A 16,358-nucleotide genomic window follows, 5' to 3' on the forward strand; every position below is an offset into this window, starting at 1 on the left:
GCGAACTTGCCGTAATCAGTGTGCTCCTTGGTCCTTGATCTCGACATTGCTCAGACCCTGTCTGCCCGGTTGCTGTCCGAACCGCCGGCGCTGACGCCGGCGCGGGAACTGGTGCCGGACTGGCAGCCGCTTAGGCCGTTCGAGCGGCCACCGGTTCTGGCGGCGGTGCTGATTGCACTGGTGCGGCGGCCAGAAGGGCATACCGTACTCTATACCGAGCGATCGCCGGATCTGCGCGCCCATTCGGGACAGGTGGCCTTCCCCGGTGGCAAGATCGATGGCAGCGACGGTGGTGCGGCGGCAGCGGCGCTGCGCGAGGCCAATGAGGAAGTGGGAATGGTGCCCGGCGATGCGGTGATCCTGGGCTATATGCCGACCTATTATACCGGCACCAATTATCTCATTACCCCGGTCATTGCCGAAGTGACCCCCAGCGGCCCCTTCGTGCCCAATCCGGGTGAAGTTCATTCGGTTTTCGAGGTGCCCCTGAGCCGCATTCTCGATGCAGAGACCTATGGCCGCTTCCGCATCAGTCGCGGCGGCAAGGAGCACTCGACCTGGCAGATCGACCATGACGGGCATGTCATCTGGGGCATTACCGCCAATTTGACGCGGCTATTCCGCGATCTGGTCGTGGCCGAGGTGGCGGCGTGATTGCGGATCCACTGGCGGGGGCAGAGTGGCTAGAGCGTCCGGCCGTACAGGCAATCTTTGCGGCGCTCGATGGGGCCCAAGGGCGCACGCGTGCGGTGGGCGGAGTGGTCCGGGACAGCCTGATCGGCCGCATGCGCGAACATGCCGATATCGACATGGCGACCGAACTGCTGCCCGTTGCGGTCATGCAGCGGGCCAAGGCCGCCTCTATATCCGCCTATCCTACCGGCATCGATCATGGCACCGTTACGCTGCGGCTCGACGACACCAATGTCGAGGTGACAACGCTGCGCCAGGACGTCGTCACCGATGGACGGCACGCGCAGGTGCAGTTCGGCACGGACTGGGTGGCTGATGCCGCGCGGCGCGACTTCACACTCAACGCACTTTATTGCCATGCCGATGGCACTCTGTTCGATCCGCTGGATGGCGCCGCGGATCTGGTCAATGGACGGGTCCGGTTCATCGGCGAGGCATCACAGCGCATCGCCGAGGATGGGCTGCGGGTCTATCGGTTCTTCCGGTTCTCGGCCAGCCATGGCGGCGAGCATTTCGATGCCGAGGGCCTGGCGGCCTGCCGTGATGCGGCCGGCGAGCTGGATCATATATCCCGCGAACGGGTCGGTGCCGAGATGATGCGGATGCTCGCCTTGCCAAAGGTCGGCAAGACGCTTGGGGTCATGGACAGGCTCGGGCTGCTCTGCATCGAACCGGGCGCCGTTGCGGCGTTGCTGCGCTATGAAGACCTGGGCGGGCATGCGGCGTCGGCACGCCTTGCTTTGATGGGCCGTGAGGGCCTGGAGCGCCGTCAGGGCAGTTGGCGCCTGAGTAAGGCCGTCGTGGCCCATGCCGAGCACGTTGCCGAGGCAGCAAGCCTTTTGCGCCGGGGCGATACGGGCTGGGCGGCCTATCGTTTTGGCGAGGATGCGGTCGAAGGACTGGCCGTCGCCGCAGCAGAAGAGAACTGGCCGCGCGAGCAATTGGCGGAAGTGGCGCGCGAATTGGGACGCCTGCCGGTGGCGCCGCTGCCGGTAAGCGGCAGCGATCTTGAAGCGCGCGGCATGAAGCCCGGACCGGATATGGGTGCCGCCCTGGCGCTGCTCGAGCGGGTCTGGGTCGAGAGCGAGTTCTCACTCGACCGCGACGCGCTTTTGGAGCGTATTTTCCACTAGTCCCCGCCAAAACAGAACCCCCGGTCAGGACCGGGGGCTGAATATATTGTTCAGACCTAGTGCCGCGTCTCCTGATCGTCGACGTCGACTATGCGTTCCTTGATGCGCTCAACCATTTCGGGGCGTATCTCGGTTTCGCCATTGAGATTTCGCATGTTCTCGACCGCGCGGCGCACCACTTCGGCTTCTGAGTCAGCTTCGGCGCGCCAGGTGGACCCTGGAATGAGCGTGCCGGAATCAAAGCGTTTCATCGCATATCTCCTCATGTCACTCGCATTGGCAGGTCTGAGGAAATGCAGGGGTGCGGAAACGGTTCCATTATTCGTCGGGAAAGATGCCAATATCGGACAGGCCCTCGATCCAGGTCGCGCCATCGCGGCGGATAATGGTGCGGGGGATGATGCCGGTCTTTTCGGCGATGGCCTCGGCCAGGGGAATGGAATGGGTGACCACCCAGACCTGGGTGCGTTCGGCGGCGCGGGCAATGGCCCGGGCCAGGGCCGGCAACAGATCGGGGTGGAGCGAGGTTTCAGGCTCGTTCAGAGCAATGAAAGGCGGCAGCCGATAGGCGAGCAGGGCCCCAAGCAGCGCCAGGAACTGCAGCGTACCGTCCGAGAGCTCGGCAGGGCCGAACGGACGATGCGGCACTTCCGGGAAAATCATCGAGAAGCTGGCATCGCGTTCGGGCGGAGGAATGTCGAGGCGAGCGCCGGGAAAGGCCTGGTCGATCGCCGCGTCAAGATCGACGGTATCACCCCTTATATGACGCAGCGTTGCTAGAACGGCGCCGAGATTTCCCCCGTCGGCATCAAGGGTGGGCGACGTCACAGCCAGCGATGGGCGCCGCAGCGGCGAACCCGCGTCGGTACGAAAACCATGGTAGAAGCGCCATTCTGCCAGCAGGTGGCGCACGGCATCGAGCTCAGGCAGGGTGCCGCGCAGCGCCGAGAGGGCGGACTCACTGGCCAGGAGGGGGTGATCGAGCTGGCGCATGCGCCCGTCTTCGCCACGATACCAGGCAGAAGGCCCCTTGCGCTCCAGCAAGGTGACACTGCGCCTGCCGGGGAGGATCAGGCTCTCGGCCTTGATCTGCGGCTCCTGCTCGAACACGGCCTCGTAGCGGTCGCCGAACCCCACCTCGACCGCATAGCGGGGCACGAAGGCGGCCTCGTCGTCTCCGGGCAGAATGGTGTCGAGCCCGACCTCGAAGACCAGGCGGGGCTTGTCACTGACCTTGCGCGGTCCTGCCCACATGGCCGACGCGAGACCGCCCTCCCGCGCCAGCCTGAGGACAAGGTCCCCGGTGGCGGCGGCATGAACCAGTTCAAGGCCACGATAGAGATTGGTCTTGCCCACGCCATTGCCACCCACCAGCAAGGTCAGGCGCTTCAATGGAAAGCGGATGGACCGGATGGAGCGATAGCCGGTGATGTCGAGATCGGTGAGGGACATGGCCTCAGATTAGGGGCGTCGCCCATCCCCTGCCAAGCTCGGGATAAGTCTCAAGGCCACTTCACGGCAGGGGGCATTGAACTGAGGACGGAATTGACGTTGCCGCCGGTCTTGAGGCCGAAGGTGGTGCCGCGGTCATAGAGCAGGTTGAATTCGACATAGCGGCCGCGACGGATGAGTTGTTCGTCGCGCTCGGCATCGGTCCAGTTCTTCTCGAAGTTGCGGCGCACCAGTTTTGGATAGATGTCCAGAAACGCTTCGCCGACGGCTTGAGTGAAGGCCAAATCAGCGTCCCAGTCGCCAGTGTTGAACTGGTCGTAGAAGATGCCGCCAATGCCGCGATGCTCGTTGCGGTGGGGCAGGAAGAAATACTCGTCGCACCAGGCCTTGAGCCGTTCATAATCGACCCCCGGGCGGTTGTCGCAGGCGGCCTTCATGGCGGCGTGGAAGTCCCGGCTGTCCGGATCGGTCTGGGTGCGGCGGTTGTCGAGCACCGGGGTCAGGTCAGCGCCGCCGCCCCACCATTGCCTGCCGGTCACGATCATGCGCGTATTCATGTGCACCGCCGGAACATGGGGGTTCCAGGGGTGGATAATCAGCGAAATGCCCGAGCTCCAGAAAGCCGTCCCGGCCTCCGTGCCCGGCATCTGGCGGGCAAATTCCTCAGTGAAGTTCCCATGCACGGTCGAGATATGCACGCCGGCCTTCTCGAACACCCTTCCATGAAGCATCGACATTTCGCCGCCGCCACCCGCCGCGCGGTCCCAGGGGGTGCGCTCGAATATACCCGCCGGCATTTCGGCATGGGGACCGGTCACTTCGGCCTCGATGGCTTCCAGTTCAGCGCAGATGCGGTCGCGCAGGGCGCGAAACCAGGCGCTGGCGATGGTCTTTTTAGTGTCGATATCGGCGGGGAGGGTCATGACGGGGAAATGGACCTTCAGCTCAATTCTGTAAAGTGCTGCGACTGCCGTAGGGCCTCGCCCAGTATCATGGCGCCGGCGACTGCCACATTGATCGAGCGCAAACCGGCTCGCATGGGAATGCGTAGCCTCAGGTCGCATTGCTCGGCCACCGCTTCGGGGACGCCAGCGCTTTCTCGCCCCAGCAGCAGGATATCACCCGGAGTAAAGCTCGCCCCATAGGCCGAGTCGGTGGCCTTGGTAGTGAGCAGCACCAGCCGCCTTTGCTCGCCCATGCGCCAACCGTCGAAGGCGGCAAAGCTGGCGTGCTCGACCAGAGCTGCCTTGTCGAGATAATCCATGCCGGCCCGCGCCAGGTTACGATCGGTCAGCGCGAATCCGGCCGGGTGAATGAGATGAACACTGACCCCGAGACAGGCGCCAAGCCGCAACAGCGTGCCGGTATTGGCAGCGATGTCGGGCTGGTAGAGGGCAAGGGCGACGGTCATTCTGGCTTTCTCGAGTCGGCCGGTCGTGGCGGGATTTTGCGACTGGCTCGGGTATAGTGTCGCAGTTGTGGTCTGTCACGGCGCGCGCACTGGACAAGTTCATGTGACAGTGCAAAAAGACCTGACCTGACGGGCCGCTTGAGGGCGGACGGCGGTCGATTCCGTTTACGCGGGCGACACGGCCGGGGCCGGCTCCGTCAATTGTGCATCGTACGGGGATACGGACCTTGGCCACGCAAGCAGAACATTCATCCACCAACCGGCGGGACTTCCTGTTCGTCGCAACCGGCGCCGTCGGCGCGGTTGGCGCGGCCGCCGTGGTCTGGCCGCTGATCAATCAGCTCAATCCCGACGCTTCGACACTGGCGCTCGCCAGCATCGAGTTCGACGTCGCCGCCATTCCCGAAGGCCAGTCGGTGACCATCACCTGGCGCGGCCTGCCGGTTTTCGTGCGGCATCGTACCGCCGCCGAGATCGCGGAAGCCAAGGCCGTTCCGCTGAGCGATCTCAAGGATCCTGAGACCGACGAGCAGCGCGTCAAGGAAGGCCACGAGCAGTGGCTGATCATGATCGCCAACTGCACGCATCTGGGTTGTATCCCGGTGGGTGAATCGGGTGATTTCGATGGCTGGTTCTGCCCCTGCCACGGCTCGCACTATGATTCTGCCGGACGCATCCGTCGCGGTCCCGCGCCGACAAACCTGGTCGTGCCGCCTTATGAATTCGTCAGCGATACGCTGGTCCAGATCGGTTAGTGGGGGCTTTCCCGATGTCAGAACATTCCACCTACACTCCGGGCAGCGCCGTCGAGAAATGGCTCGATGACCGCCTGCCGATCATCCGGTTCTCCAAAGAGCACCTGATGGACTTTCCCACGCCGAAGAACCTCAACTACTGGTGGACCTTCGGCGCGATCCTGGTCATGTGCCTGGGTATCCAGATCGTCACCGGCATCATCCTGGCCATGCATTACACGCCCAATGTCGGCATGGCCTTCGACTCGGTCGAGCATATCCGCCGCGACGTCAATGGCGGCCGGGTCATCCAGGCCGTCCATGCTGTTGGCGCCTCAATGTTCTTCGTGGCGCTTTATATCCACATGTTCCGCGGCCTCTATTACGGCTCCTACAAGGCGCCGCGCGAGATCATCTGGATCCTGGGCGTCTTGATCTTCATCCTCACCGTTGCCACCGCCTTCATGGGCTATATCCTGCCCTGGGGCCAGATGTCGTTCTGGGGCGCCACGGTGATCTCGAACATCTTCTCGGCCATTCCGGTGGTTGGCGAGCAGATCAAGCAGCTGGTGCTGGGCGGCTTTGCCGTCGGCAACCCGACGCTCAACCGCTTCTTCTCGCTGCACTATTTGCTGCCATTCGTGATTGCCGCCATCGTGGCGTTGCATATCTGGGCGCTGCATGTTCCGGGCAACAACAACCCGATCGGCGTCGAGGTGAAGGACAGCCGCGATACCGTCCCCTTCCACCCGTACTACACGATGAAGGATCTCTACGGCATGGTGCTGTTCATGATCCCGTTTGCGTGGTTCGTGTTCTTCGCGCCCGATATCCTCGGTCACCCCGACAATTACATCATGGCCAACAGCCAGGTGACGCCGGCCCATATCGTGCCCGAATGGTATCTGCTGCCGTTCTACACCATCCTGCGCGCCATCGACTTCAACGTGCTGTTCATCGATAGTAAGCTGGGCGGCGTGATCGCCATGGGCGGCGCGCTGGTGATGCTGCTGGTGGTGCCATGGCTCGACACGTCCAAGGTCCGCTCGGGCAACTTCCGTCCGTTGTTCAAGTGGTTCTATTGGCTGTTCGTAATCAATTTCGTCGCGCTCACCTATCTGGGTGCGCAGCCGGCGGAAGCGCCCTATACGCACCTGGCCAAGCTGTGCACGGCCTATTATTTCCTCTACTTCCTGGTGGTGCTGCCGGTGCTCTCGCGGATCGAGACCCCCAGGCCGCTGCCGACCAGCATTTCCGAGAGCGTTCTCGGCAAGGCACACGCGTGATCGGGGCAAAGAGCATGTTCAAGACCAAGATCATCATCGCCGCCTTCGCCGCACTGGCAGGCTTTGCTGCCCTGCCGGTTCAGGCCGCCGAGGACAGCCATTCGACGCCGCATATCGAGCGGCAGGGCTGGAGCTTTGCCGGCATTTTCGGCACCTATGACGAGCACCAGCTGCAGCGCGGCTTCCAGGTGTTCCGCGAGGTCTGTGCCAGCTGCCACAGCGCGCATCTGATCTCGTTCCGCAATCTGGCGGAGCCCGGTGGTCCGGGATTCTCCGAGGCTCAGGTCAAGGCGCTGGCTGCCGAATATGAAGTGGCTGATCCCACTGCGGAAGGCGGGCGCCGCGCCGGCGTTGCCGCCGACCGCTGGCCCTCGCCATTCGCCAATGACCAGGAGGCCCGCGACGCCAATGGTGGTTCGCTGCCGCCGGACTTTTCGGTGCTGGCCAAGGCCCGCGGCGTCGTTGATCCGTTCCCCACCTGGGTCTTCAACTATTTCACCGGCTACCAGGAGGGTGGCGCGGACTATATCCACGCCCTGCTCAACGGCTACCATGAGGAAGCGCCCGAAGGGTTCGAACTGCCTGAAGGCAAGTATTACAATGACTATTTCCCGGGCCACGCTATCGGCATGGCGCCGCCGCTGGCCGATGGGTCGGTGACCTATACGCCCAATGAAGATGGCGTGATGGTGCCCGAGACGCTGGAGCAGTATTCCACCGACGTGTCGGCCTTCATGATGTGGATGGCCGAACCCCACCTGGTCAGCCGCAAGCAGACCGGTTTCGTGGTGCTGCTGTTCCTCGTGCTGTTCGCAGGCCTGATGTATGGCACCAAGCGCAAGCTCTGGTCCGGCATCGAGCACTGACTTCTATCCCAAAGGGCGAATCGCTCCAGTGGAGCGATTTGAGGAAGTCAGCCCCGGAGACTGCGCGCCGTGCCGCAAGCAAAATTGCTCCAGGGGAGCAATTTTAGGCAAGCAGGCCACGAGACCTATGGTCGAGTGGCAGCAGGGCATGCAGGGACAGAGGAATTTGAAAGGGGCCTCGCATAGGCCCCTTTTGTTTGATCCGGTGGCGTGAGGCCCTTGCCATTACGCCTCTCAATCGCGATATTGCCAGCAGTTCGGGTTGTTGAAGGAAGCCGCGATGTCCGCCGTTCGCCTTGCCGTTACCGTGGTCAGCACTGCCATAGCTATGAGCCGCCATCCGGTGGTCAGGGCCGGCGTTTTGGCCGTGGTCAGCAACCCCAAGGCGCGTGAGACGGCGATCAGCACGACGCGCAACGTAGCCTATAATGCCGGCGTCATCGCCCGGCATGTGCTGGGCCGCAACAAGACCTGACATCTGCTTTTGCATTCAAGGCCATCCATGTCGCTCGACCTGAAGTCGCTCGTCCGCACGATCCCTGACTATCCCAAGAAAGGGATATTGTTCCGGGATATCACCACGCTGATCGAGCATCCGGAAGGGTTCAAGGAAAGCGTCGAGCGCATTGCCGCCGCCTATCGCGGACTGGGGATCACCCATGTCGCTGGCATCGAGGCGCGGGGCTTCATCTTCGGGGCAGGCGTTGCCATTGCCCTGGGCACCGGCTTTGTGCCCATTCGCAAGAAGGGCAAGTTGCCGGGCGAGACCATCGGGCAGAACTACGCCCTCGAATATGGTGTCGATACCATAGAAATTCATGCCGACGTGGTCGGTGCAGGCGACAAAGTGCTCCTGGTCGACGACCTGATCGCCACCGGTGGCACGGCGATCGCCGCCGCAGGCTTGTTGCGGCGCACCGGGGCCGTGTGCGACGACGCGGCCTTCGTGATCGACCTGCCGGAAATTGGCGGGGCAGCCAAGCTGGAATCCGAGGGTGTCAAGGTGAGCTCGCTCATGGCCTTCGAGGGCCATTGAACCTTACCAGCTATTGCGACCGTCGAGCTTTGTGACTTCAATCCTCGACCAAACCAGATCATCCACCAGCCTCAGGTTGACGGCCTGTTTCCGGGCTGTCGGAATGGCATGGGGGTCATCGCCCTTGGGCGTGCCGTCATCGTTGTACATGGACGACCAATCGGGGGCATCGCCCCAGGTCTGCATGCCACAGGTGCCGTAGAAATAGTGCTGATGCATCTCGGGGTTGGTGGAATAGAGCCGCTCTCCCTCGCGAGAGAGAAACTGCATTTCGCCAGGACTGTAATAGGCCCAGACGGCACCCGTGCGCGCGCAATAGCTGCAATTGCACTCGCCGCCCTCCGTCGGGTGTTCGGGCAGGGCGATGCGGACGGCGCCACAATGGCAGGATGCTGTCAGGGTCATGGCTTGGCTCCGTTGATCGTTTGCCGACCATGGAGCGCCGGGATGACAGGTTCTGTCAGCACGGGGGCCGCAAATGTTCAGGCGGCCATGGCCTCGCGTCGGTCAACCAGGCAGAACTGGTTTCCCTCCGGGTCGCGCATGATGGTATAGGTGGGCAGTACGCGATCCACGACGGCACCGGCCTGCTTGAGCCGCTCGACTTCACCAGCGCGATCCACCACCTGCACATCGAAATGCACGCGATTATTGTCAGGACGCTGGCCATCGACATTTTGGAAGCAGATCGATGGCCCGGGCCCGTCGATAACGAGCGTAGCGGGTGTTTCGGGACTGAGGCCCAGGGCGGCGCTGACCGCGGCATTGGTGGGATCGGCTTCGCGCAGGGCATAACCCTCGAGCAGATCTGCCCAGAAAGGGGCCAGAACGGCTGGCTCGACACAGTCAAAGACGATTTCGTGGATGGCACCCATTCTGCCGAACTCCTTTGTCGTTTGACCATTGGTTAACGGGCAATTGCGGCAAGACTGGTGCAATGACCCCGGCGACTGAGCGCCGGGGCCGGGTTGTTACTTTGGCGGTGTCTTGTCCAGCAGGGCCGCCAGGGGCGGCAGTGTGGCGGCCGGCGTCTTGAGCGGAGGCTTGCCGCCAGGCTTGACGACGGGCGGTGGCGCCTTGCCGTGCCGGGGGACCTGATGGGTATGATTGACCGGAAGTGGTCGCTGGAACTGGTTTTTGGGCATAAGTTTTCCTTTCCCGCCCGGCGAGGTCATCGCGCGGGCTGGCTGACGTGAAACGATGCGCGGAGACGCCGCGCGGATGCGTGCAGGTTTTGAAAGGACGCCGGTGGCCGGGACAGACGGGGAGAGGCCGGATCAGGCCTTCATGACACCAATTCTGACAACATCGCCGTGGGTCGCAGCCAGCACAATCCGGTCGCGCGCTGGGCGCGGAACGGGTGTGGGGCGGGCGTCCGGGACGAGTTCTCAGATCATTTCGGTGTCGCACCTCCATAATGGAGCGGGAAAGATAGGCAAGACAAAGGGCCGGCGTCAACCGCCGGCCCCTGATTTTGAAACAATGCTGTGGCCGGTGCCTCAGGGCTCCAGTTGGCCGGTTTCCGGCTTCTCCTCGGCGCTAATTGGCGGTTCGTTGCGGGTCTTCCACAAGGAATAGAGCACGCCGCCCGCCAGGATCGCGAGGGTAACGACCAGCGAGAGCAGGGTGTCGATATGGATGTGCAGGGGTACGAGGAAAATCTTGATGCCGATCAGCACCAGGATGATTGCCAGCGAGACCTGCAGATAGCGGAAGCGGTTCATGGCTGCCGCCAGCGCGAAGTAGAGCGCTCGCAGGCCGAGAATGGCGAAGATGTTGGATGTATAGACGATGAAGGTGTCCTGCGTGACCGCAAACACGGCGGGGACCGAGTCGACGGCAAAGATGAGGTCCACGACCTCGACCATGATCAGGGCCACGGCCAGTGGGGTCAGCCAGGTGACCAGCTTGCCGGTCTTGGGATCGGGTTCCTTGACCGCAAAGTGGCGCCCGCGCAACTCGTTGGTGATGCGGAAGCGCTTGCGCAGGAACTTCAGGACAGGGTTGGCCTCAATGTCCGGCTCGTCATCGGAATGGCTGAACATGCGGATGCCGGTGAACACCAGGAAGGCGCCGAAGAAGAACAGCACCCAGTTGAACTGATAGACCAGGGCAGCGCCGACGCCGATCAGCACGGCGCGGAACAGGATGACGCCCAGAATGCCCCAGAACAGCACGCGATGTTGGTAGAGCCGGGGGATGCCGAGGAAGCCGAATATGGTGGCGATGACAAACATGTTGTCCATCGCCAGCGATTGTTCGATCAGATAGCCGGTATAGAATTCGAGGCCCGCCTGGGCGCCGCGCTGAAACCAGACCCAGGCGCCAAAGGCCAGGGCTATCAGCACGTAAAAGCCGTAGAGCAGCAGGCTCTCCTTGGCTTCGATCTCGTGTTCATCCCGGTGCAGGATGCCAAGGTCGAAGACAAGCAGCGCGATCACAATCGTGATAAACGCGACCCAGAAATAAATTGGTGTACCGAGAAAATCGCCCGAAAGGGCGGCAAGAAGCGATTCCATCGCCGGACCTTCTCCATGTGAATAATTGGAGCAGTTCCGACATCGCCATAGCAAGGGGCTATGACCAGAGGGGCCCGGCACTGCCTCCCATAAATGCGGGAGGCGGCCGAAAAGTTCAACCCCCACCTTCGAAGGGGCGTTCAGCAGATCAGCGCGGATGGCACAGCATGATGATGGCGTCGGCTGTTTCGAGCTGCAGTGCCGTGCCGAAATTGGCGTCATCGACCAGCCGCCCGGCCTGCACGGCACCATTGGACCGCAGATTGCCGTCATTGAAGCCGACGCCGTCCTGATAGCCGGTCAGCGAGCCAGTGCCCGAATTGGCGTCGCCTAAGGTGCGGGAGGCCCAGCCATAGACATCGCCATAGATGGTCAGGATTCCGACGCGACTGGTGGTGGCGTCGCGGCAGCTCCAATTGCCCTGATAGGCCTGTGCGAAGGCAGGCGTGGCGGACAGGACGGTGAGGGCGAGGCAAAGGGCGAATCGGCGCATGTGGCCAGAGTGCCGATGCGCCCGCCCGGTTTCAAGAGCCGCGACGGATCAGCTTTCCGAGAACAGGCACCTTGCTGAGCGCGAGCAACATCTTGAGCTTTAAAGGCATGCGATAGTCGCGCAGTTTTGAAAAGCCGACCAGATCGGAGCGATAGACCAGCTCGCCATGCTGGTTGACGGCAACGAGGCGATTGAAGAGCAGGCCCCAGCCGGGGATGGAGTTCGAAGCACGTTTGCCGGTGACCGTCAGCGTATAGGTGACGGTGTCGCCGGGGCGAACCGGTGCCTTGAACTCCATGGAATTGACACCGGGGGAGGGGCCCGAGAGGCCCGGCTCCTGCCCGAGGCCGCGCAGGCGTTCCTCCTCGGCAAAGAGCGCGTCGACCATCTTGCGGTGTCCGACGCTGACCGTGTGCCAGCCCGAGGCAATCAGCCCGCCGAAATGGCTGGCCTTGGCCAACTCCGGATCGGTGTGGAAATATTGCGGGTCGTAGAGCGTGGCGAAGCGGGTGATTTCCTCGGCCGTGAAGGTGTGGCTGCCGAGCGGGAAATCCTCGTTGATAACGATGTTTTCGAACCAGCGGGTCATGCTGGCGCCTCAGCCTTGCGGCACTCGACCAGGTTGGCGAGCCGCATGGTCATCACCGGCTTTTGCTTCTGGTTGCGGATGTCAAAATCGAGCGTCACGATGCCCCATTGCGGATGGGTGGAGGAGCGGCGCAATTCTGCAATGGTCACCGTGCCGCCAATGGTGTCGCCGACCATGACCGGCGTCTTCCATTTGAGGTCCTTGAATCCCAGCCCGCCGCAGGAGGCTACTGTGGAGAGGAAGCTGTCGACCAGCATCCGCAAGCTCAGCGCGCCGGTCTGCCAGCCGCTGGAGGCGAGGCCCCCGAGCAGGCTTGCCTTGGCCGCTTCCTCGTCGAGATGGAAGGGAAAGGGGTCGAACTCGCGGGCAAAGGTGACGATCATCTCCTTGGAGACCGTGGTCCGACCGAGGTCGATGACCTCGCCGACAGCGAGATCCTCGAAATGACGCCGATCTTTGGTGACAGGATTGGTCATTTACTTGCCCTATACGTCAACGCACTTTTGCCATGCTGCTCGATCGCAGGCAAGAGATACATGCTCGCACCGGCTGATGGGAACCCGGTTTGGACGGCAGCGGCGCCGCAAAGATTGACATCTCCGCCAATCCGACCCAATTGGAGCCCAACAGTTTCCCGGAGATATTCATGGGCTTCAAGATGGGCATTGTCGGCCTGCCGAATGTCGGCAAGTCGACGCTTTTCAATGCATTGACCCGCACCGCTGCCGCACAGGCCGCCAATTTCCCCTTCTGCACCATCGAACCCAATGTGGGCGAGGTGTCGGTGCCCGATGCGCGGCTGGAAAAGCTGGCTGCCATTGGCAAGTCGGCGCAGATTCTGCCGGCACGCATGAGCTTTGTCGATATTGCGGGTTTGGTAAAGGGCGCCTCGCAGGGCGAAGGGCTGGGCAACCAGTTCCTCGCCAATATCCGCGAGACCGACGCCATCGCCTATGTGCTGCGCTGCTTTGAAGACAGCAACGTCATTCACGTTTCCAACCGGGTCGATCCGCTCGCCGATGCCGAGGTGGTCGAGACCGAACTGATGCTGGCCGACCTCGAATCCCTGGAAAAGCGCCGCGCTGGCGTCGAGAAGAAGGCCAAGGGCAATGACAAGGAAGCCAAGTTGACCCTCGACCTGATCGACCGGGCGCTGCTGCTGCTGCGCGACGGCAAGTCGGCCCGCTTCGTCAAGCGCGACCCGGAGGAGGAGAAAGCCTTCAACGAGCTGCAACTGCTCACCAGCAAGCCGGTACTCTATGTGTGCAATGTCGATGAAGGCTCGGCCGCGACCGGCAATGAGCTTTCCAAGCGGGTCGAGGGCTACGCCAAGGCCCATGACGCGGGCATGGTCGTCATCTCGGCCGAAATCGAAAGCCAGCTGGCGCAATTGCCCGATGATGAGCAGGCCGAATATCTCGACTCGCTCGGCCTTGAGCAGCCCGGCCTCAACCGGCTGATCCGCGCCGCCTATGACCTGTTGCACCTCCAGACCTACTTCACCGTGGGACCCAAGGAAACGCGCGCCTGGACCATCCACAAGGGTGATCGCGCCCCGCAGGCAGCAGGCGTCATCCACACCGATTTCGAGCGCGGTTTCATCCGCGCCCAAACCATTGGCTATGATGACTTCGTCACCCTGGGCGGCGAAGTGCCGGCCAAGGAAGCGGGCAAGGCGCGCGACGAAGGCAAGGACTATGTCGTCAAGGATGGTGACGTGATGCTGTTCAAGTTTAACGTATAGTCCCAGGCGTTCGATACGTCTGGTTCGATGAGCAGGGCCGGCGTCTCACGGGGCGCCGGCCCTTCGCTTTTCCGTCCGCCGCGATAGTCGACCAGATCGCCCCAGTCGGCGTTCCAAAGTCCACTGTCTTCAAGCCAGACAAATATGCCGACCAGGTCCTGCCGCAGCCGCAGCAGCGCAGCGCGAAACAGGATGAGATCGGGCTCGGCTTCCACCTCTTCCTCGTCGCCATAGAGCCAAGCCAGAATTTGCCCGTCCCGCCGATAGATGCGGATCAGGGCCGCCCCGGGCAGCAGGTCGGACGGGGCTGCGAGCCGGTAATATCTGTCGCGCATTGGGTGTCTCCCTGAATGGAAGGCTGCGCCAATGAGATTAAGCCGGGGTCAGGGCGGGGATGCGAGGAAGTGCGGAGGAGGGTGGGTATGGGGTGTGCTGCGGATAGTCTGCTCCCAAGAATAGACAGCCAGAAAGCGGACCTGTCTGAGTGCATGGCTTTGCGCCGAGCCCTTTCCGTCACCCGAAGGGGGCTGGGGGGTATTCCCTTCAACGCGCGCCGCCCGCAAAAAAAGTAATCCCCGCCCCCTCAATCCACCCCTATACTCCCTCCCATCACTCCCGCGCGGACGGACTGCAGCGAACTTTGCGGGGGGAGCCGGGCGTAATTGGGTCGCTCCAGTTGCGCGATTAGGAAGCGGTCACCCTGCGACGAGCGTTCAATGGGGTCCGAGACCTATGCGAAAAACCGGTGTCCCGAGGCGGCGACGTCTCTATATTCATTAGATTTACTGAGACGCACGCGCCTCGGGACACGTCCATTGCAACAACCGGAGGCAGCGATGCCGGCCGAGACAGCAGCATGTCCGGTGTTTGCTCAGTCCTTGCCGAACAGCTTGTTCAGCATGCTGGCCATGGGGCCGCTCTTGGGCAGTTCGGCCTGTGGCTTGGCGGGGCGGGCCTGGCGGATATGGCTCTGGCCAGGAGGAGCCGCCTTTGCCGGCTTGGGGGGCGGCTCATCGCCCTTCACGGCCAGTGCCAGCTTGTTCATGAAGCCGCTATCGTCGCCCTTGAGCAGCAGCGGCGCCTGGCGGGCGATTTCGTGGAGCAGCGGGTCGAGCCAGGCCTTGTCGGCCTTGGCGAAGTCGCCCAGCACGTGATGGGTCACATTTTCCTTGCCAGGATGACCGATGCCAAGGCGCACGCGCTTGTAGTCAAGCCCGATCTGGGGATCGATCGAGCGCAGGCCGTTGTGGCCGCCATTGCCGCCGCCGGTCTTGACCCGCACCTTGCCGGGGGCGAGATCGAGTTCGTCGTAGAAGACCACGATGTCGGAGACCGGAATCTTGAAGAAGCGGGCGGCCTGTTGAACGCTGTCGCCGGACTTGTTCATAAAGGTCTGGGGCTTCAGGAGCAGGACGCGCTCGCCGCCGACGCTGCCTTCTGCCAGAAGCCCGCCATGCTTGGTCTTCCAGGTAGAAATGCCATGGGCGGCGGCGATGGCGTCAACGGCCATGAAGCCGATATTGTGGCGGTTGCCGGCATATTGGGCGCCGGGATTTCCCAGACCAACAAGCAGTTTCATGATGGCGACCTCAGCAAAGCAATGAGGCGGCCATTGGCCGCCTCAAAAAGTCTGTCGCATGACCGAGGATTATTCCTCGGTCTCGGCTTCCTCGTCGCCATCGGCAGTGGCGCCGCCGGTGGACTTGAGGCCCGATGGCGCGACCAGGGTGGCGATGGTGAAGTCGCGATCGGTGATCGCAGGCTTCACGCCGGCAGGCAGGGTCACGGACGAGATATGGATCGAGTCGCCGATTTCATAGCCCGAGAGGTCAACGGTGACATGCTCGGGAATTTCGTTGGCCGGGGCGATCAGTTCGACGGTGTGGCGCACAACATTGAGGGTGCCGCCGCGCTTGAGGCCGGGGCTCTTTTCCTCGTTGATGAACTGGACGTGCACTTCGACATGCAGCTTGGAATTGCCCGACACGCGCAGGAAGTCGATGTGGACCGGCTGGTCCATGACGACGTCGAGCTGGTAATCGCGGGGGATCACCTTGTGGACGGTGCCGTCGACGTCGAGGTCAAGGATGTGCGACTTGAAGCCACCGGAATAGATGAACTTCAGCGCGTCCTTATAGGCCACGGAAACGGTGACGGGGGGCTTCTTGTCACCATAGATAACAGCGGGAACACGTCCCTGACGACGCGTTTCGCGAGCGGCCCCCTTGCCCACTCCCTCACGCGCCTGTGCCTTGAGCACTTTGGTCTCAGCCATGGAAATCATCCATTTGGTTGGTGTATGGCGTTATCACAACGACACACGCGCCCGTCCTCCAGGGGTGACGAGCGCTTCATGGCGCTGGGCTATAGAGGAAAGGCCCCGCGGGAGCAAGCGATTGCGG

22 protein-coding genes are annotated in these 16,358 nt (G+C 62.4%); 8 read left to right on the forward strand and 14 right to left on the reverse strand.

Annotation, left to right across the window (positions count from 1 at the left end; translation table 11 throughout):
- The first annotated feature begins 27 nt into the window (after positions 1 to 27).
- Both ACXYMS_RS02820 and ACXYMS_RS02825 read left to right on the forward strand, forming a co-directional pair.
- On the forward strand, positions 28 to 654 hold the full coding sequence (locus ACXYMS_RS02820) for a CoA pyrophosphatase (RefSeq protein ID WP_458903504.1): 627 nt from the start codon (positions 28 to 30) through the stop codon (positions 652 to 654).
- The gene (locus ACXYMS_RS02825; RefSeq protein WP_458903505.1) at positions 651 to 1,826 is read left to right on the forward strand and encodes a CCA tRNA nucleotidyltransferase; all 1,176 of its coding nucleotides are present in this window, start codon (positions 651 to 653) and stop codon (positions 1,824 to 1,826) included. The genes ACXYMS_RS02820 and ACXYMS_RS02825 overlap by 4 nt, the downstream gene beginning before the upstream one ends.
- Positions 1,827 to 1,882: 56 nt before the next feature.
- Here ACXYMS_RS02825 and ACXYMS_RS02830 read toward each other — a convergent pair whose 3' ends face one another.
- The 4 genes from ACXYMS_RS02830 to ACXYMS_RS02845 all read right to left on the reverse strand — a co-directional run bounded on the left by ACXYMS_RS02830 (position 1,883) and on the right by ACXYMS_RS02845 (position 4,689).
- On the reverse strand, positions 1,883 to 2,077 hold the full coding sequence (locus ACXYMS_RS02830) for a DUF1059 domain-containing protein (protein WP_458903506.1): 195 nt from the start codon (positions 2,075 to 2,077) through the stop codon (positions 1,883 to 1,885).
- A 67-nt stretch (positions 2,078 to 2,144) separates the two neighbouring features.
- Positions 2,145 to 3,278: an AAA family ATPase gene (locus ACXYMS_RS02835; protein ID WP_458903507.1), complete on the reverse strand. Its 1,134-nt coding sequence runs from the start codon at positions 3,276 to 3,278 to the stop codon at positions 2,145 to 2,147.
- A 50-nt stretch (positions 3,279 to 3,328) separates the two neighbouring features.
- Complete coding sequence (gene hemF / locus ACXYMS_RS02840) at positions 3,329 to 4,201, reverse strand: oxygen-dependent coproporphyrinogen oxidase (protein ID WP_458903508.1); 873 nt, start codon at positions 4,199 to 4,201, stop codon at positions 3,329 to 3,331.
- Positions 4,202 to 4,218: 17 nt separating this feature from the next.
- Positions 4,219 to 4,689, reverse strand: coding sequence for a tRNA (cytidine(34)-2'-O)-methyltransferase (locus tag ACXYMS_RS02845; RefSeq protein ID WP_458903509.1), 471 nt, complete (start codon positions 4,687 to 4,689; stop codon positions 4,219 to 4,221).
- 227 nt (positions 4,690 to 4,916) lie between these two features.
- On the opposite strand from ACXYMS_RS02845, the gene petA reads away from it, so the two are divergent.
- The 5 genes from petA to ACXYMS_RS02870 all read left to right on the forward strand — a co-directional run bounded on the left by petA (position 4,917) and on the right by ACXYMS_RS02870 (position 8,611).
- The gene (petA, locus tag ACXYMS_RS02850; protein ID WP_458903510.1) at positions 4,917 to 5,444 is read left to right on the forward strand and encodes a ubiquinol-cytochrome c reductase iron-sulfur subunit; all 528 of its coding nucleotides are present in this window, start codon (positions 4,917 to 4,919) and stop codon (positions 5,442 to 5,444) included.
- 14 nt (positions 5,445 to 5,458) lie between these two features.
- On the forward strand, positions 5,459 to 6,709 hold the full coding sequence (locus ACXYMS_RS02855) for a cytochrome b (RefSeq protein WP_458903511.1): 1,251 nt from the start codon (positions 5,459 to 5,461) through the stop codon (positions 6,707 to 6,709).
- Positions 6,710 to 6,723: 14 nt separating this feature from the next.
- Positions 6,724 to 7,575, forward strand: coding sequence for a cytochrome c1 (locus ACXYMS_RS02860; RefSeq protein ID WP_458903512.1), 852 nt, complete (start codon positions 6,724 to 6,726; stop codon positions 7,573 to 7,575).
- Between the two features lie 280 nt (positions 7,576 to 7,855).
- On the forward strand, positions 7,856 to 8,050 hold the full coding sequence (locus tag ACXYMS_RS02865; RefSeq protein ID WP_458903513.1) for a hypothetical protein: 195 nt from the start codon (positions 7,856 to 7,858) through the stop codon (positions 8,048 to 8,050).
- A 27-nt stretch (positions 8,051 to 8,077) separates the two neighbouring features.
- Positions 8,078 to 8,611: an adenine phosphoribosyltransferase gene (locus tag ACXYMS_RS02870; protein WP_458903514.1), complete on the forward strand. Its 534-nt coding sequence runs from the start codon at positions 8,078 to 8,080 to the stop codon at positions 8,609 to 8,611.
- A 3-nt stretch (positions 8,612 to 8,614) separates the two neighbouring features.
- Here ACXYMS_RS02870 and ACXYMS_RS02875 read toward each other — a convergent pair whose 3' ends face one another.
- The 7 genes from ACXYMS_RS02875 to ACXYMS_RS02905 all read right to left on the reverse strand — a co-directional run bounded on the left by ACXYMS_RS02875 (position 8,615) and on the right by ACXYMS_RS02905 (position 12,688).
- Entirely contained in the window at positions 8,615 to 9,016 is a 402-nt protein-coding gene (locus ACXYMS_RS02875; RefSeq protein WP_458903515.1) for a GFA family protein, read from the reverse strand.
- 77 nt (positions 9,017 to 9,093) lie between these two features.
- Entirely contained in the window at positions 9,094 to 9,486 is a 393-nt protein-coding gene (locus tag ACXYMS_RS02880) for a VOC family protein (RefSeq protein WP_458903516.1), read from the reverse strand.
- A 96-nt stretch (positions 9,487 to 9,582) separates the two neighbouring features.
- Positions 9,583 to 9,756, reverse strand: a complete 174-nt coding sequence (locus tag ACXYMS_RS02885; protein ID WP_458903517.1) for a hypothetical protein — start codon at positions 9,754 to 9,756, stop codon at positions 9,583 to 9,585.
- Between the two features lie 354 nt (positions 9,757 to 10,110).
- Positions 10,111 to 11,130 (reverse strand): TerC family protein, encoded by a 1,020-nt coding sequence (locus ACXYMS_RS02890; protein WP_458903518.1) that lies wholly within the window; start codon positions 11,128 to 11,130, stop codon positions 10,111 to 10,113.
- A gap of 148 nt (positions 11,131 to 11,278) precedes the next feature.
- The gene (locus ACXYMS_RS02895) at positions 11,279 to 11,623 is read right to left on the reverse strand and encodes a hypothetical protein (protein ID WP_458903519.1); all 345 of its coding nucleotides are present in this window, start codon (positions 11,621 to 11,623) and stop codon (positions 11,279 to 11,281) included.
- Between the two features lie 31 nt (positions 11,624 to 11,654).
- A complete protein-coding gene (locus ACXYMS_RS02900) occupies positions 11,655 to 12,212 on the reverse strand; it encodes a MaoC family dehydratase (protein ID WP_458903520.1) in 558 nt (185 codons plus the stop codon).
- Positions 12,209 to 12,688, reverse strand: a complete 480-nt coding sequence (locus ACXYMS_RS02905; RefSeq protein WP_458903521.1) for a MaoC family dehydratase — start codon at positions 12,686 to 12,688, stop codon at positions 12,209 to 12,211. Before ACXYMS_RS02905 ends, ACXYMS_RS02900 begins: the two co-directional genes overlap by 4 nt.
- 170 nt (positions 12,689 to 12,858) lie before the next feature.
- On the opposite strand from ACXYMS_RS02905, the gene ychF reads away from it, so the two are divergent.
- Positions 12,859 to 13,956 carry a redox-regulated ATPase YchF gene (gene ychF / locus ACXYMS_RS02910; RefSeq protein ID WP_458903522.1) on the forward strand — a complete coding sequence of 366 codons (1,098 nt, stop codon included), beginning with the start codon at positions 12,859 to 12,861 and terminating at the stop codon, positions 13,954 to 13,956.
- Here ychF and ACXYMS_RS02915 read toward each other — a convergent pair.
- From ACXYMS_RS02915 to ACXYMS_RS02925, 3 genes are all read right to left on the reverse strand, one after another.
- Positions 13,908 to 14,291: a hypothetical protein gene (locus ACXYMS_RS02915; RefSeq protein ID WP_458903523.1), complete on the reverse strand. Its 384-nt coding sequence runs from the start codon at positions 14,289 to 14,291 to the stop codon at positions 13,908 to 13,910. The genes ychF and ACXYMS_RS02915 overlap by 49 nt on opposite strands.
- Before the next feature lie 536 nt (positions 14,292 to 14,827).
- Complete coding sequence (gene pth, locus ACXYMS_RS02920) at positions 14,828 to 15,535, reverse strand: aminoacyl-tRNA hydrolase (RefSeq protein ID WP_458903524.1); 708 nt, start codon at positions 15,533 to 15,535, stop codon at positions 14,828 to 14,830.
- A gap of 69 nt (positions 15,536 to 15,604) precedes the next feature.
- A complete protein-coding gene (locus ACXYMS_RS02925; RefSeq protein WP_458903525.1) occupies positions 15,605 to 16,231 on the reverse strand; it encodes a 50S ribosomal protein L25/general stress protein Ctc in 627 nt (208 codons plus the stop codon).
- Positions 16,232 to 16,358 lie beyond the last annotated feature (127 nt).

It is taken from the genome of Devosia sp. CAU 1758 (assembly GCF_054482695.1).